Genomic DNA, 14,043 nt, shown 5'->3' with positions numbered 1-14,043 from the left:
TAGACAAGCCCACCTCCCCGGTCACCCCATGGACCTTGTCATCGCCCGCCCCGAAGGCCTCTACTGCCCCGCCGGAGATTTCTACATCGACCCCTGGCGCCCGGTGGAACGCTCCGTCATCACCCATGCCCATGGCGACCACGCCCGCACCGGCAACCAGCATTACCTGGCTGCGGCGCCCGGCGAAGGCATTCTGCGCTCGCGCCTGGGCCAGGAGATCAACTTGCAAACCCTGGCCTACGGCGAACGGCTGGTGCACCACGGCGTCACCCTGAGTTTTCATCCGGCCGGGCACGTACTCGGCTCGGCCCAGGTGCGCCTCGAATACCAGGGTGAAGTCTGGGTCGCATCCGGCGATTACAAGGTGGAGCCCGATGGCACCTGTGCGCCGTTCGAACCGGTGCGCTGCCACACGTTCATCACCGAATCCACCTTCGGCCTGCCGATCTACCGCTGGCAGCCCCAGGCGCAGATCTTCGCCGGCATCAACGACTGGTGGCAGGCCAACGTCGCCGCCGGCAAGGCCAGCGTGCTTTTCTGTTATTCCTTCGGCAAGGCCCAGCGCATTCTGCACGGCATTGACGCGAGCATCGGCCCGATCCTCAGCCATGGCGCCGTCGAGCCCTTGAACCGGGTGTACCGCGAGGCCGGCATTTACATTCCCGAAACCCTTTACGCAGGTGACTTCAAAAAAACCGACCCGCTGTTGCGCAAGGCGCTGATCATTGCTCCGCCATCGGCTGGCGGCAGCAGCTGGATCAAGCGCTTTGGCGACTACAGCGACGCCTTCGCCAGCGGCTGGATGCGCCTGCGCGGCACGCGACGGCGGCGCGGGGTGGACCGGGGGTTTGTGCTGTCCGACCACGCCGATTGGCCGGGCTTGCTGTGGGCCATCGAACAAACCGGCGCCGAACGGGTGATGGTCACCCACGGCTCGGTGGGTGTATTGGTGCGCCACCTGCGGGAAAAAGGCCTGGACGCCCAGGGCTTCACCACCGAATACGGTGACGACGAAGAAGAGGCCACCGCATGAAGGCCTTCGCCGAGCTGTACGCCAACCTCGACGCCACCACCTCCAGCAATGCCAAGCTGGCTGCATTGCAAGCCTACTTCCTGCAGGCGCCGCCAGAGGATGCCGCCTGGGCGGTGTACTTTTTATCCGGTGGCCGACCCCGGCAACTGGTGCCGACGCGCCTTTTAAGGGACATGGCCACGCAAGCGTCAGGCATCGAAGCCTGGCTGTTCGAAGAGAGCTACCAATCGGTCGGGGACCTGGCCGAGACCATTTCCCTGCTATTGCCCGAATCCACCTACACCTCGCAGGATGGCCTGGCCGTTTGGCTGGAAGAAAAACTGTTGCCCCTGCGCGGCCTGTCGCCAATGGACCTGGCCGAACGCCTGCCCGCGCTGTGGACACAGCTGGACCAGCCCAGCCTGATGGTGTGCATCAAGCTGATCACCGGCAGCTTTCGCGTCGGCGTGTCCAAGCTACTGGTCACCCGTGCCCTTGCCGCCATGGCCGATCTGGACAGCAAGCGCGTTGCGCAGCGGCTGGTGGGCTACACCGATTTGTCCAATCGTCCTACGGCCGAAGGCTACCTCAAGCTGATTGCGCCTGAATCATCCGACGAACACGCGCAACGCGGCGGGCAGCCCTATCCGTTTTTTCTGGCCCATGGCCTGTCGCAGCCGGTCGAGCAATTCGACACGCTGCTCGGCTCGCCGAATGACTGGCAAGTGGAATGGAAGTGGGACGGCATCCGCGCACAACTGGTCAAGCGCGAAGGCCGTTTGTGGGTCTGGTCGCGAGGTGAGGAACTGGTGACCGAGCGCTTTCCCGAGCTGCACAGCCTGGTCAGCGGCCTGCCGGACGGCACGGTGATCGACGGCGAGATTGTGGTGTGGAAAGACGCGGTGCAACCCTTTGCCCTGCTGCAGCAGCGCATTGGTCGCAAGACGTTGAGCAAAAAAGTCCTGGAGGATGCCCCGGTCGCGGTACTCGCCTACGACCTGCTGGAATATCAGGGCGAAGACTGGCGCAACCATGTCCAGGCCGAACGCCGCGCGCAACTCGAACAGGTCATCCGCGCGTGCGACCAGCCCGTGCTGCTGCCCTCGCCGTTGTTGCAGGCCGACACCTGGGAAGCACTGGCCGAACAGCGTGAAGCTTCGCGCAGTCTTGGCGTGGAAGGCATGATGCTCAAGGATCGCAAAGGCCTCTACGGCGTTGGCCGCACCAAGGACATGGGCCTGTGGTGGAAGTGGAAAGTCGATCCGTTCAGCGTCGATGCCGTTTTGATCTACGCCCAACGCGGCCACGGCCGCCGCGCCAGTCTGTACAGCGACTACACCTTCGCCGTGTGGGACGGGCCGCCCGGCACCGAGCGCACGCTGGTGCCGTTTGCCAAGGCTTATTCGGGACTGACCGACGAAGAAATGCGCAAGGTCGACGCCATCGTGCGCAAGACCACCGTGGAAAAATTCGGCCCGGTCAGCAGCGTGACGCCGAGCATGGTGTTCGAGCTGGGGTTTGAAGGTATTGCCCTGTCCAAGCGGCACAAGAGCGGGATTGCGGTGAGATTTCCACGGATGCTGCGCTGGCGCCAGGACAAGGCGGTGGAGGAAGCCGATAACCTGGCCACCCTGCAGGACCTCCTCGCCTGATACAAATCCCTGTGGGAGCAAGCCCCTCCCATAATTTGGTCCTCGTTAATGGTCCGAATGAGTGCACGGTATTTTCGATGCCCATTTTTGGGCATCGCCTACACTCCCAACGCCCTCGCCTTGCCTTTTAAAACGCTCATTCGGAACTATGGTGCAGAAATTGCTACTTGAGAGCCGTCTGACACCGTTCAGTAACAGTCCTAAACGCGCCACAAGCGCTTATCTTGGTTTCCAGGGATTACCTAATGAAAAAAGCATTGCTGACCCTTTCTGCACTGGCCCTGTGCATGGCCGCCGGTGTAGCCACGGCCAAGGAATACAAGGAATTGCGTTTTGGTGTGGATCCCTCCTACGCGCCGTTTGAATCCAAGGCCGCCGATGGCAGCCTGGTGGGCTTTGATATCGACCTGGGCAACGCGATCTGCGCGGAACTGAAGGTCAAGTGCAAATGGGTCGAAAGCGATTTCGACGGCATGATCCCGGGCCTCAACGCCAACAAGTTCGATGGCGTGATTTCGTCGATGACCGTGACTGCAGCCCGTGAAAAGGCGATCGACTTCTCCAATGAGCTGTTCTCGGGCCCGACCTCCCTGGTGTTCAAGAAAGGCGCAGGGTTCTCTACGCCGGAATCCCTCAAGGGCAAATCCGTGGGCTACGAGCAGGGCACCATCCAGGAAGCCTACGCCAAGGCCGTACTGGATAAGGCCGGTGTGACCACCAAGGCCTACGCCAACCAGGACCAGGTGTACGCCGACCTGACCTCCGGTCGTCTGGACGCTTCGGTGCAGGACATGCTGCAAGCCGAACTGGGCTTTCTGAAGTCGCCGGCCGGCGCCGGTTACGAAGTCAGCGCCGCCATCGACGACCCGTTGCTGCCGTCGAAAACCGCGATCGGTATCAAAAAAGGTAACAAAGACCTCAAGGCCCTGCTCGATAAAGGTATCAAAGCGTTACACGATGATGGCACCTACGCCACCATCCAGAAGAAACACTTCGGCGACCTGAACCTGTACAGCGGTAAATAACACGCTGGCGCCCATCGCTTTGCGGTGGGCGCTTTTTTATCGCCATAGGTCCTGAATTCATGTTTGAAGATCTTCTGAACACCCTGGGGCTGAGTGCCTTCAGCTTGAAAGGGTTCGGCCCGCTGTTGCTGCAAGGTACGTGGATGACCATCAAGTTGTCGGTCGCATCCCTGGCCGTCAGCGTCCTGCTGGGCCTGCTCGGTGCCAGTGCCAAATTGTCCAGCCTGCGCCTGCTGCGCATTCCCGCCCAGCTTTACACCACCCTGATTCGCGGCGTGCCCGACCTGGTGCTGATGCTGCTGATTTTCTACAGCCTGCAAATCTGGCTGACCGGTTTTACCGACTTCATGGAATGGGACTACATCGAGATCGACCCATTCAGCGCCGGGGTCATCACCCTGGGCTTTATCTACGGTGCGTACTTCACCGAGACGTTTCGCGGCGCGATCCTCGCCGTGCCCCGTGGCCAACTGGAAGCCGCGACCGCCTACGGGCTCAAGCGCGGGCAACGCTTTCGCTACGTGACCTTCCCGCAGATGATGCGTTTTGCCCTGCCGGGCATCGGCAATAACTGGATGGTGATGCTCAAGGCCACGGCGCTGGTGTCGATCATCGGCCTGGCCGACCTGGTCAAGGCCGCCCAGGATGCCGGCAAGAGCACGTATCAACTGTTCTATTTTCTGGTCATCGCCGCGTTGATCTACCTGCTGATCACCAGCGCATCCAATTTCGTCCTGCGCCGGCTTGAACGGCGCTACTCGGCAGGCTCACGGGAGGCAGTGCGATGATCGAGCTCCTGCAGGAATACTGGCGCCCCTTCCTTTATAGCGACGGCCAGCACATCACGGGGCTGGCCATGACCCTGTGGCTGCTGAGCGCGGCGCTGGTCATCGGGTTTATCGTGTCGATCCCGCTGTCCATCGCGCGGGTGTCGCCCAAACGCCGGGTGCGCTGGCCGGTGCAGTTCTACACCTACCTGTTTCGTGGCACGCCGCTCTATATCCAGTTGCTGATCTGCTACACCGGTATCTACAGCATCGCGGCGGTACGCGAGCAGCCGCTGCTGGGGGCGTTCTTTCGCGATGCGATGAACTGCACCATCCTCGCCTTCGCCCTCAACACCTGCGCGTACACCACCGAGATTTTCGCCGGCGCCATTCGCAGCATGGCCCACGGTGAAGTGGAGGCGGCCAAGGCTTATGGCCTCAGCGGCTGGAAGCTGTATGCCTATGTGATCATGCCGTCGGCCCTGCGCCGTTCGCTGCCTTACTACAGCAACGAAGTGATTTTGATGCTGCACTCGACCACCGTGGCGTTTACCGCAACCGTGCCGGACATTCTCAAAGTCGCACGGGACGCCAACTCGGCCACTTACATGACCTTTCAATCGTTCGGCATCGCCGCGCTGATCTATCTGACGGTGACCTTCGCCCTGGTCGGTCTGTTTCGACTGGCGGAGCGTCGCTGGCTGGCCTTCCTCGGGCCGAGCCGCTAAGGAGTGTTCATGCGTCATCAGGTACATGATCTGATCGCGCCGGTGCCCGGCACGGCGCGGCAGATTCACAGTTTTCACTTCGGCCCGGAACAGGCCGTCGGCAAAATCTACATCCAGTCGTCGCTGCACGCTGATGAGCTGCCAGGCATGCTGGTGGCCTGGCATCTGAAACAGCGCCTGGCCGAGCTGGCGGCAGCCGGGCGCCTGCGCAGCGAAATCGTGCTGGTGCCCATCGCCAATCCGGCCGGCCTGGAACAAGTGTTGATGGACACCCCGCTGGGACGCTACGAGCTGGAAAGCGGGCAGAACTTCAATCGCCATTTTGTCGACCTCAGTGCGCAGGTCGGCGACCAGGTGGAGGCGCTGCTGGACGACGATCCCCGGCGCAATGTGGAGCGGGTGCGCACCGCGCTGTCAGGCGCCCTGGCCGAGCAAACCGCCGACACCCAGTTGCAGTCCCAACGTTTGGTGCTGCAACGCCTGGCCTGCGATGCCGACATGGTGCTGGACCTGCATTGCGACTTCGAAGCCGTGGCGCACCTGTACACCACGCCCGAGGCCTGGCCGCAGGTGGAGCCGTTGGCACGCTATATCGGCAGCGAAGCCAACCTGCTGGCCACCGACTCGGGCGGGCAGTCCTTCGACGAGTGTTTCACGCTGGTGTGGTGGCAGTTGCAGCAACGCTTCGGCGAGCGCTTCCCGCTGCCCATGGGCAGTTTTGCAGTCACCGTCGAGCTGCGCGGCCAGGGTGACGTCAACCATGGCCTGGCCAGCCTCGACTGCCAGGCGATCATCGACTACCTGATTCACTTCGGTGCAATTGCCGGCCAGGCGCCGCCGCTGCCCGACCTGCCCTACCCGGCCACCCCGCTGGCGGGCGTGGAGCCGGTGGCCACGCCAGTGGGCGGCTTGCTGGTGTACAGCGCCCTGCCGGGGGAATACCTGCACGCCGGGCAACGGATCGCCGAGATCATCGACCCCATTACCGACCGCGTAACGCCCGTGCACTGCCGGCACGCAGGCCTGCTTTACGCCCGTTCGCTGCGCCGCATGGCCACTGCCGGGATGGTTATCGGCCATGTCGCAGGCGCACAGGCCTACCGCAGCGGCTATCTACTTTCGCCTTGAGGATGCACGCCCCATGTACAAACTGACCGTTGAAGGCCTGCATAAAAGCTATGGCGACAATCAAGTGCTCAAAGGCGTCACGCTCAAGGCCAATACCGGTGACGTGATCAGCCTGATCGGCGCCAGCGGCTCGGGCAAGAGCACGTTTTTGCGCTGCATCAACTTTCTGGAAACCCCCGACGACGGCGCCATGACCCTGGATGGCAAGGCGATCCGCATGGTCAGTGACCGCCACGGCATGCGCGTGGCCGACGACGCCGAGTTGCAGCGCCTGCGCACGCGGCTGGCGATGGTGTTTCAGCACTTCAACCTGTGGAGCCACATGAGCGTGCTGGAAAACATCACCATGGCCCCGCGCCGGGTGCTGGGTTGCAGCAAAAAGGACGCCGAAGAGCGTGCCCGCCGCTACCTGGACAAGGTCGGCCTGCCTGCGCGGGTGGCCGATCAATACCCGGCCTTCCTCTCCGGCGGCCAGCAACAGCGAGTGGCCATCGCCCGCGCCCTGGCCATGGAACCGGAAGTGATGCTGTTCGACGAACCCACCTCGGCCCTCGACCCCGAACTGGTGGGCGAAGTGCTCAAGGTGATCCAGGGCCTGGCCGAGGAAGGCCGCACCATGATCATGGTGACTCACGAAATGAGTTTTGCGCGCAAGGTATCGAGCCAGGTGCTGTTCCTGCATCAGGGACGAGTGGAAGAGGAAGGCACGCCGGACGCGGTGCTGGGCAATCCGCAGAGCGAGCGTCTGCAGCAATTTTTGAGTGGCAACTTGAAGTAAACCTTTATGCCGCGCGAAGGGTCTGTGGAATAGACCCTTCAGGACGTCAGCTGCCGCATGGCAAAACCCCACGACTTCGCCAGGCAATGGTTCGCCGCCAAGGGTTGGAAGCCCTTCGCGTTTCAGAAAGACGTGTGGGCGGCGGTCAAGCAGGGCCGGTCCGGCCTGTTGCACGCCAGCACTGGAGCCGGCAAGACCTACGCCTTGTGGTTTGCCGCGCTCAACCGCCTGGCCATCACCCGTCCGCCGGCCACCGGTAAACGCAAGCCGCCGGCCGAACCATTGAGCGTGCTGTGGATCACCCCCATGCGTGCGCTGGCCGCCGACACCGCCCGCGCCCTCGAAGCACCGCTTGCTGACTTGCAGATTCCCTGGAGCGTCGGCCTGCGCACCGGCGATACCAGCAACAGCGAACGTGCCCGCCAGACCCGCCGCCAGCCCACTGCGCTGGTCACCACCCCGGAAAGCCTGACCCTGATGCTCGCCCGCGCCGACAGCGAGGCCAGCCTGGGACACTTGCGCATGGTGATCGTGGATGAATGGCATGAATTGATCGGCAACAAGCGCGGCGTGCAGCTGCAATTGGCGTTGGCCCGCTTGCGGCGCTGGCACCCTGAATTGATGGTGTGGGGCATTTCCGCGACCCTGGGCAATCAGGCCCACGCGCTGGAGGTTTTGGTCCCACAGGGCGATGGGATCAATGTGCAGGGGCAGACTGCCAAGCAATTGATCATTGACACGCTGTTGCCGCCCGTCACCGAACGTTTCCCATGGGCCGGGCATATTGGCTTGAAAATGCTGCCGCAAGTGGTGGCCGAAGTGGACTCGAGCAGCAGTTGCCTGGTGTTCACCAATACCCGTGCGCAATCGGAGATCTGGTACCAGGCCTTGCTGGACGCGCGGCCGGACTGGGCCGGTTTGATCGCCCTGCACCACGGCTCACTGTCGCGGGAAACCCGTGACTGGGTGGAGCGCGCCTTGAAAGACGGGCAGCTCAAGGCCGTGGTGTGTACGTCGAGCCTGGACCTGGGCGTGGACTTTTTACCGGTGGAGCGCGTGCTGCAGATCGGCTCGGCCAAAGGCGTGGCGCGCCTGATGCAACGCGCCGGGCGCTCCGGCCATGCGCCGGGGCGGCCGTCACGGGTGACGCTGGTACCGACCCATAGCCTGGAGCTGGTCGAGGCCGCGGCGGCGCAGGATGCAATCGCCGAACGGCGCATCGAGGCGCGGGAATCGCCCCATAAGCCATTGGATGTACTCGTACAACACTTGGTGAGCATGGCCTTGGGCGGCGGCTTTACGCCAGATGCCTTGCTGGCGGAAGTTCGCGGTGCCTGGGCGTACCGCGAACTCACGGAGGAGGACTGGGCCTGGGCGCTGGGCTTTGTGCGCCACGGCGGCCTGTCGCTGACCGCCTACCCGGATTACCGCCGCGTGGAACCGGACGAACACGGCATCTGGCGCGTGCCCGATGCGCGCCTGGCGCGGCGTCACCGCATGAGCGTTGGCACTATCGTCAGCGATGCGAGTATCCATCTCAAATACTGGAGCAAGGGCGGCGGCGGCAAGAATCTGGGCAGTGTCGAGGAAGGTTTTATTGCGCGGCTCAAGCCGGGGGACGGGTTTCTGTTTGCCGGCCGCTTGCTGGAACTGGTGCGCGTGGAGAACATGACCGCCTACGTACGCCGCAGCACCGCGAAAAAAGCCGCCGTGCCGCGCTGGAATGGCGGGCGCATGCCGCTTTCCAACGAGCTGGCGCAGGCGGTGGTCGAACGCTTTGACGCGGCGGCGCATGGGCGCTTCGACGGCCCGGAGATGCAAGCGGTGCAACCGTTGCTGCAAACGCAATTGCGCTGGTCGGGCCTGCCCACCCACGATCACCTGCTGGCCGAAGCGCTGAAGTCGCGCGAGGGCTGGCATCTGTTTCTCTACCCTTTCGCCGGCCGTCAGGTGCACCTGGGACTGGCAAGCCTGCTGGCATGGCGGGTCAGCCAGCAACAGCCGGTGACGTTTTCGATTGCGGTGAACGATTACGGGCTGGAGCTGCTGAGCGCCACCGAGGTGCACTGGCCACGTCTATTGAACGAGGCCCTGCTGAGCCCGGAGCATCTGCTGGCGGACGTCGCCGCAAGCCTGAATGCAGGGGAACTGGCGCTGCGCCGCTTTCGCGAGATCGCGCGGATTGCCGGGCTGGTGTTTGCCGGATACCCGGGAGCGCCGAAGAGTACCCGGCAGGTGCAGGCCTCCAGTGGTTTGTTTTTCGAGGTGTTCAAGCAATACGATCCGCACAACCTGCTGCTGACCCAGGCCGGGGAAGAAGTCCTGCGTGATGAGTTGGATATTCGGCGGCTGGAAGAAACGTTGCTGCATCTGACGTCGCTCAAACGCGACCTGCATATGATTGAGCGGCCTACCCCGCTGGCCTTTCCGCTGCTGGTGGAACGGATGCGCGAGAGCATGAGCTCGGAAAAACTGTCGGAGCGCATTGCGCGGATGGTCAAGGACCTGGAAAAAGTCGCGGATAATGGGAAACGTTGATGTATTGCTCAGTCACGCTTGAGGGGGAAGAGCTCTGGCTGCTGGCGGATAAGGCCGTGTACTGGCCCGCCCGCCGTACGCTGCTGATTGCCGACGCGCATTTTGGCAAGGCATCGGCCTACCGCAGCCTCGGGCAACCGGTGCCGCAAGGGACCACCACGGCCAATCTGCACAGGCTTGACCGTGTGCTAAGCGGGTTTGCCTGCGAACAGGTGATCTTTCTGGGTGATTTTCTGCATGGCCCCGGCTCCCACGCCAGCGGAACACTGGGCACCTTAAGGGCCTGGCGTGATCGCACGCCTGATCTGGCCATGACGCTGATTCGCGGCAATCACGATAAACGTGCAGGCGATCCACCTGCCGATCTACGTATTGGGGTGGTCACCGAACCGCTTCTGATGGGCCCCTTCGCTCTGCAACACGAACCGGACGCCCATCCCAGCCACCACGTGCTGGCGGGGCATGTGCATCCGGTGTACCGATTGCGCGGCAAGGGCCGGCAAAGCCTGCGCCTGCCGTGCTTTCTGATAGGCACACAGGTCAGCCTCCTGCCGGCCTTCGGCGCATTTACTGGTGGCTATGCGGTTGAGCAGGACGTTGATCGCCGACTGTTTGTGATCGGCGATCACGAGGTATGGCCCGTTCAGTGAGGCACTGACTGGCCGCGCATCTATCAGGCGACCGGTGCGGGCGGTGGCTCATCCGGGAGGACAGGCTCGCCTGGCTCGGTCGGCTGGGGATAATCCGGTGTAGGTTGGCCGGGAATGCCACCCGCGTGAGCAGGGTTGGCCATCAGGGACCAGGCTAAAACACCAATCTGGTTGGGTTCAAGCCGGGCAAGTTCAGCGCTGATTCGCGGGTCAATCTTCATAAGGTACTCCTCAAGCGTGGCTCGGCGCGCTTTACACGCACCGAGGCAGTACACCCAATAGAGTCACTTCTTGCAGACTAATTCCCTTAACGTGTAAGACCTTTCGATCAAGCGCGTGGGAGAGTGACGCCACGCTGGCCCTGGTACTTGCCGCCACGGTCCTTGTAGGACACTTCACAGGCTTCATCGGACTGCAGGAACAGCATCTGTGCTACACCTTCATTTGCGTAGATTTTCGCCGGCAGCGTGGTGGTGTTGGAGAACTCCAGGGTCACATGGCCTTCCCACTCCGGCTCAAGCGGCGTCACGTTGACGATAATGCCGCAACGCGCGTAGGTGCTTTTGCCCAGGCAGATGGTCAACACGTCGCGGGGGATACGGAAGAACTCCACGGTACGCGCCAGCGCGAAAGAGTTGGGCGGGATGATGCACACGTCGCTCTTGATATCGACGAAGCTCTTTTCGTCGAAGTTCTTTGGGTCGACAGTGGCCGAATTGATGTTGGTGAACACCTTGAATTCGTCGGCGCAACGCACGTCGTAGCCGTAGCTGGAAACACCGTACGAGATCACGCGGTCATTGCCTTCGCCACGGATCTGGCGCTCGACGAAGGGTTCGATCATGCCGTGCTCTTGCGCCATGCGGCGAATCCACTTGTCCGATTTGATGCTCATGGCGGGTGTCCTGAATAGCGAGGTAGAAAAAAGGCTGTGGGGCATCTTACCGGGGCCGGCGATGGGGTTCAAAGGGCGCGGGGCATTTCTTCGCGGCTGCGCGCGTGGCTGCAAGCCACAGCCAGCGGGGGCGGGCTCTGACTGCCGCAAGAGCGCGCTGTAAATACCGCCGCCAGTCACGAATTTATAGAAACCTGTGGAAATACCATTGGCACGTCCCGGAAAAACGGTTAAGGTGGCGTCACTGTGTTGCTTGTGTCACTGAGAATCTCTACACGATATGTTGAATTTCGATCCAACCATCTCCAAGAATTTTTCCTGCTCTTTGCACTCAGTCTCGGCCAGGGCTTTTCCTGAGTCGCAGTTAACTTTGTTCAAGGAGTTACACCATGTCTAATCGCCAAACTGGTACCGTTAAGTGGTTCAACGATGAAAAAGGCTTCGGCTTCATCACTCCACAATCCGGTGACGACCTGTTCGTTCACTTCAAAGCTATCCAATCCGACGGCTTCAAAAGCCTGAAAGAAGGCCAACAGGTTTCTTTCATCGCTACCCGCGGTCAGAAAGGCATGCAAGCTGAAGAAGTTCAAGTTATCTAACTTGTACTGACTCAGTCGAAAAGACCCCGCCCTTAAAAGCGGGGTTTTTTTATGCCCGGAATTCGGCCTTTGCGCCATGGAATGCCGCGCACAAAAAATGGGAGGGGGCTTGCTCCCGATAGCGGTGGCACAGTCGGTACAACCGGTGACTGTTTCACTGCAATCGGGAGCAAGCCCCCTCCCACATTTTGTACTGCGTTACTACTGGAACAACGACTCGCTCGACAAGCCATTCTTCTCCAGGATCTCGCGCAAGCGCTTGAGACCCTCCACCTGGATCTGCCGCACCCGCTCACGCGTCAGGCCGATCTCCAGGCCTACGTCTTCCAGGGTGCTGCTCTCATGGCCACGCAGGCCAAAGCGGCGAATCACCACCTCGCGCTGCTTGTCCGTAAGCTCGGACAGCCACTGGTCAATGCTTTGGGAAAGGTCATCATCCTGCAACAGCTCGCAGGGGTCTGTCGGACGATCATCGGTCAGGGTGTCCAGCAGAGTTTTATCCGAGTCCGGCCCCAGCGAGACATCGACCGAAGACACCCGCTCGTTAAGGCCCAGCATGCGCTTGACCTCCGCGACTGGCTTCTCCAGCAGGTTGGCGATTTCTTCGGGCGAAGGTTCATGATCGAGTTTTTGTGTCAGCTCACGTGCCGCCCGCAGGTAGACGTTGAGCTCTTTGACCACATGGATCGGCAGACGAATTGTACGGGTCTGATTCATGATCGCCCGTTCGATGGTCTGGCGGATCCACCAGGTGGCATAGGTGGAAAACCGAAAGCCTCGCTCAGGGTCGAACTTTTCCACCGCGCGAATCAGGCCGAGGTTGCCCTCCTCGATCAGGTCCAGCAAGGACAGCCCACGATTGACGTAACGTCGGGCGATTTTCACCACCAGCCGCAGGTTGCTTTCAATCATGCGTTTGCGCCCGGCCGGATCACCCTTTTGCGACAACCGCGCAAAATGGACTTCTTCTTCGGGGGTCAACAGAGGGGAAAAACCGATTTCATTGAGGTACAGCTGCGTCGCATCAAGCGCCCGCGTGTAGTCAATGTATTTGTGTTGCTTTAATGCGGAAGCGTTCTTGGATTTGGTACGAACTGAAGGTGTTGCAGGTCCCTCATTCGACATCGATTCCATAGCGATATCGGTCTCCATAAGGAGAACCTCATCGTCGATGTCCAACTCCGGCGCTTCTTTACTGAGAGCCATTGTTATAGTCCTTTGGTGAGTTCGACCTCAAGCTCAAGCGGCGCCTTTATCCTTGGCAACGCTGGAGCCTGCTCCTTCTACGTGAGGGAACAGGCTGGTAACACATCAACGACGGGGTAGGAATTGCAGCGGATCGACGGGCTTCCCTTGACGGCGAATCTCAAAATGCAGTTTCACCCGGTCTGTCCCCGTTGACCCCATTTCAGCAATCGTCTGTCCGACCTTGACCTGCTGCCCCTCCCGAACCAACAGCCTGCGGTTGTGACCGTAAGCACTGACGTAGGTGTCACTGTGCTTGATGATGACCAGCTCGCCGTAGCCCCGTAAACCACTCCCGGCGTAAACCACTGTCCCATCAGACGCAGCTAAAACAGGCTGTCCCAAATCCCCGGCGATATCAATGCCTTTATTCAAACTGCCGTTTGAAGAGAATTTTCCAATTAACACGCCGTTTGAAGGCCATCCCCAGCCCTTCGGCGCAGGGCCCGCAGGGGGCAGCGGCGCGGGTGCGGGCCTGTTTGCGACAGTCGGTGCCGCGGTGCCGGCAGGCCGAGTGGTAATAGTGGTCTTGCTTGAGGAGGATGACGAAGAGCCGCTGCTTGTCACCACGGACACGGGCGCGGAACCGCTACGGCCGTCGAAGCGAATCGTCTGTCCCGGATGGATGGTATAGGGCACGGGAATATTGTTGCGAGCTGCGAGTGCCTTGTAGTCCCAACCATAACGAAAGGCGATCGAGAACATCGTATCGCCCTTGCGCACCACATATTGCCCGGTGGTGACCGTAGGTTTCTGCGGCACCGCCTTGGTACGGTCAACAACCCGTGCGCCGCCGCTTGGCGTGCTGGAGCAGGCTGCCAGTAACGAACTCAAGACAAGGCCAAGCACCAGTCGCTGAAAGCTAGTTTTACTCATACGCTGCGCAAGACCTGTGAGACTCACCCGCCGCTCCCTTTGATGGTGGCTGAACATGAATGCCTGTATCAGGCTTGAAAGATGCCGCAAGTATAACTGGGCATTGGCTTTTTACCGGTACACGGCGCAAACGAAAGACTCATCGTGTTG

14 protein-coding genes are annotated in these 14,043 nt (G+C 61.2%); 10 read left to right on the top strand and 4 right to left on the bottom strand.

What is annotated here, in order from left to right; all coding sequences use genetic code 11:
- Positions 1–28: 28 nt before the first annotated feature.
- The 9 genes from RHM60_RS22855 to pdeM all read left to right on the top strand — a co-directional run bounded on the left by RHM60_RS22855 (position 29) and on the right by pdeM (position 10,278).
- Positions 29–1,033, top strand: coding sequence for a ligase-associated DNA damage response exonuclease (locus RHM60_RS22855; RefSeq protein ID WP_322212863.1), 1,005 nt, complete (start codon positions 29–31; stop codon positions 1,031–1,033).
- On the top strand, positions 1,030–2,664 hold the full coding sequence (locus RHM60_RS22850) for an ATP-dependent DNA ligase (protein WP_322212862.1): 1,635 nt from the start codon (positions 1,030–1,032) through the stop codon (positions 2,662–2,664). The genes RHM60_RS22855 and RHM60_RS22850 overlap by 4 nt, the downstream gene beginning before the upstream one ends.
- A gap of 245 nt (positions 2,665–2,909) precedes the next feature.
- On the top strand, positions 2,910–3,689 hold the full coding sequence (locus tag RHM60_RS22845; protein ID WP_003231167.1) for a transporter substrate-binding domain-containing protein: 780 nt from the start codon (positions 2,910–2,912) through the stop codon (positions 3,687–3,689).
- Between the two features lie 59 nt (positions 3,690–3,748).
- Positions 3,749–4,477, top strand: coding sequence for an ABC transporter permease (locus RHM60_RS22840; RefSeq protein ID WP_057007811.1), 729 nt, complete (start codon positions 3,749–3,751; stop codon positions 4,475–4,477).
- Positions 4,474–5,184, top strand: coding sequence for an ABC transporter permease (locus tag RHM60_RS22835; RefSeq protein WP_057007810.1), 711 nt, complete (start codon positions 4,474–4,476; stop codon positions 5,182–5,184). Before RHM60_RS22840 ends, RHM60_RS22835 begins: the two co-directional genes overlap by 4 nt.
- 9 nt (positions 5,185–5,193) lie before the next feature.
- Positions 5,194–6,312 carry a succinylglutamate desuccinylase/aspartoacylase family protein gene (locus tag RHM60_RS22830; RefSeq protein WP_322212861.1) on the top strand — a complete coding sequence of 373 codons (1,119 nt, stop codon included), beginning with the start codon at positions 5,194–5,196 and terminating at the stop codon, positions 6,310–6,312.
- 13 nt (positions 6,313–6,325) lie between these two features.
- Complete coding sequence (locus tag RHM60_RS22825) at positions 6,326–7,090, top strand: ABC transporter ATP-binding protein (RefSeq protein ID WP_209989600.1); 765 nt, start codon at positions 6,326–6,328, stop codon at positions 7,088–7,090.
- 57 nt (positions 7,091–7,147) lie between these two features.
- The gene (locus RHM60_RS22820; RefSeq protein WP_322212859.1) at positions 7,148–9,628 is read left to right on the top strand and encodes a ligase-associated DNA damage response DEXH box helicase; all 2,481 of its coding nucleotides are present in this window, start codon (positions 7,148–7,150) and stop codon (positions 9,626–9,628) included.
- A complete protein-coding gene (gene pdeM / locus RHM60_RS22815; RefSeq protein WP_322212858.1) occupies positions 9,628–10,278 on the top strand; it encodes a ligase-associated DNA damage response endonuclease PdeM in 651 nt (216 codons plus the stop codon). Before RHM60_RS22820 ends, pdeM begins: the two co-directional genes overlap by 1 nt.
- A gap of 23 nt (positions 10,279–10,301) precedes the next feature.
- On the opposite strand, the gene RHM60_RS22810 is transcribed toward pdeM, so the two are convergent.
- Both RHM60_RS22810 and dcd read right to left on the bottom strand, forming a co-directional pair.
- Positions 10,302–10,499: a hypothetical protein gene (locus tag RHM60_RS22810; RefSeq protein ID WP_322212857.1), complete on the bottom strand. Its 198-nt coding sequence runs from the start codon at positions 10,497–10,499 to the stop codon at positions 10,302–10,304.
- Between the two features lie 107 nt (positions 10,500–10,606).
- Positions 10,607–11,173, bottom strand: coding sequence for a dCTP deaminase (dcd, locus tag RHM60_RS22805; RefSeq protein WP_003231181.1), 567 nt, complete (start codon positions 11,171–11,173; stop codon positions 10,607–10,609).
- Positions 11,174–11,562: 389 nt separating this feature from the next.
- Here dcd and RHM60_RS22800 point away from each other — a divergent pair, with 389 nt between their 5' ends.
- On the top strand, positions 11,563–11,772 hold the full coding sequence (locus RHM60_RS22800) for a cold-shock protein (protein ID WP_002554837.1): 210 nt from the start codon (positions 11,563–11,565) through the stop codon (positions 11,770–11,772).
- A gap of 201 nt (positions 11,773–11,973) precedes the next feature.
- Here RHM60_RS22800 and rpoS read toward each other — a convergent pair whose 3' ends face one another.
- Positions 11,974–12,978: an RNA polymerase sigma factor RpoS gene (gene rpoS / locus RHM60_RS22795; protein ID WP_209989590.1), complete on the bottom strand. Its 1,005-nt coding sequence runs from the start codon at positions 12,976–12,978 to the stop codon at positions 11,974–11,976.
- Positions 12,979–13,083: 105 nt separating this feature from the next.
- Positions 13,084–13,920 carry a peptidoglycan DD-metalloendopeptidase family protein gene (locus tag RHM60_RS22790; protein ID WP_209989587.1) on the bottom strand — a complete coding sequence of 279 codons (837 nt, stop codon included), beginning with the start codon at positions 13,918–13,920 and terminating at the stop codon, positions 13,084–13,086.
- Positions 13,921–14,043 lie beyond the last annotated feature (123 nt).

Source organism: Pseudomonas sp. MH9.3 (assembly GCF_034354675.1).
Classification (GTDB): Bacteria; Pseudomonadota; Gammaproteobacteria; order Pseudomonadales; family Pseudomonadaceae; genus Aquipseudomonas.
Note: the sequence above shows the minus strand (reverse complement) of the source record. Positions and strands in the feature narration are given on the sequence as shown.

Excerpts from the sequence above, each read along its gene's own strand:
- rpoS (WP_209989590.1), bottom strand. The coding sequence starts at position 12,978 with ATGGCTCTCAGTAAAGAAGCGCCGGAGTTGGACATCGACGATGAGGTT.
- pdeM (WP_322212858.1), top strand. The coding sequence starts at position 9,628 with ATGTATTGCTCAGTCACGCTTGAGGGGGAAGAGCTCTGGCTGCTGGCG.
- RHM60_RS22855 (WP_322212863.1), top strand. The coding sequence starts at position 29 with ATGGACCTTGTCATCGCCCGCCCCGAAGGCCTCTACTGCCCCGCCGGA.
- RHM60_RS22830 (WP_322212861.1), top strand. The coding sequence starts at position 5,194 with ATGCGTCATCAGGTACATGATCTGATCGCGCCGGTGCCCGGCACGGCG.
- RHM60_RS22820 (WP_322212859.1), top strand. The coding sequence starts at position 7,148 with ATGGCAAAACCCCACGACTTCGCCAGGCAATGGTTCGCCGCCAAGGGT.
- RHM60_RS22845 (WP_003231167.1), top strand. The coding sequence starts at position 2,910 with ATGAAAAAAGCATTGCTGACCCTTTCTGCACTGGCCCTGTGCATGGCC.
- RHM60_RS22835 (WP_057007810.1), top strand. The coding sequence starts at position 4,474 with ATGATCGAGCTCCTGCAGGAATACTGGCGCCCCTTCCTTTATAGCGAC.
- RHM60_RS22810 (WP_322212857.1), bottom strand. The coding sequence starts at position 10,499 with ATGAAGATTGACCCGCGAATCAGCGCTGAACTTGCCCGGCTTGAACCC.
- dcd (WP_003231181.1), bottom strand. The coding sequence starts at position 11,173 with ATGAGCATCAAATCGGACAAGTGGATTCGCCGCATGGCGCAAGAGCAC.
- RHM60_RS22800 (WP_002554837.1), top strand. The coding sequence starts at position 11,563 with ATGTCTAATCGCCAAACTGGTACCGTTAAGTGGTTCAACGATGAAAAA.
- RHM60_RS22850 (WP_322212862.1), top strand. The coding sequence starts at position 1,030 with ATGAAGGCCTTCGCCGAGCTGTACGCCAACCTCGACGCCACCACCTCC.
- RHM60_RS22825 (WP_209989600.1), top strand. The coding sequence starts at position 6,326 with ATGTACAAACTGACCGTTGAAGGCCTGCATAAAAGCTATGGCGACAAT.
- RHM60_RS22840 (WP_057007811.1), top strand. The coding sequence starts at position 3,749 with ATGTTTGAAGATCTTCTGAACACCCTGGGGCTGAGTGCCTTCAGCTTG.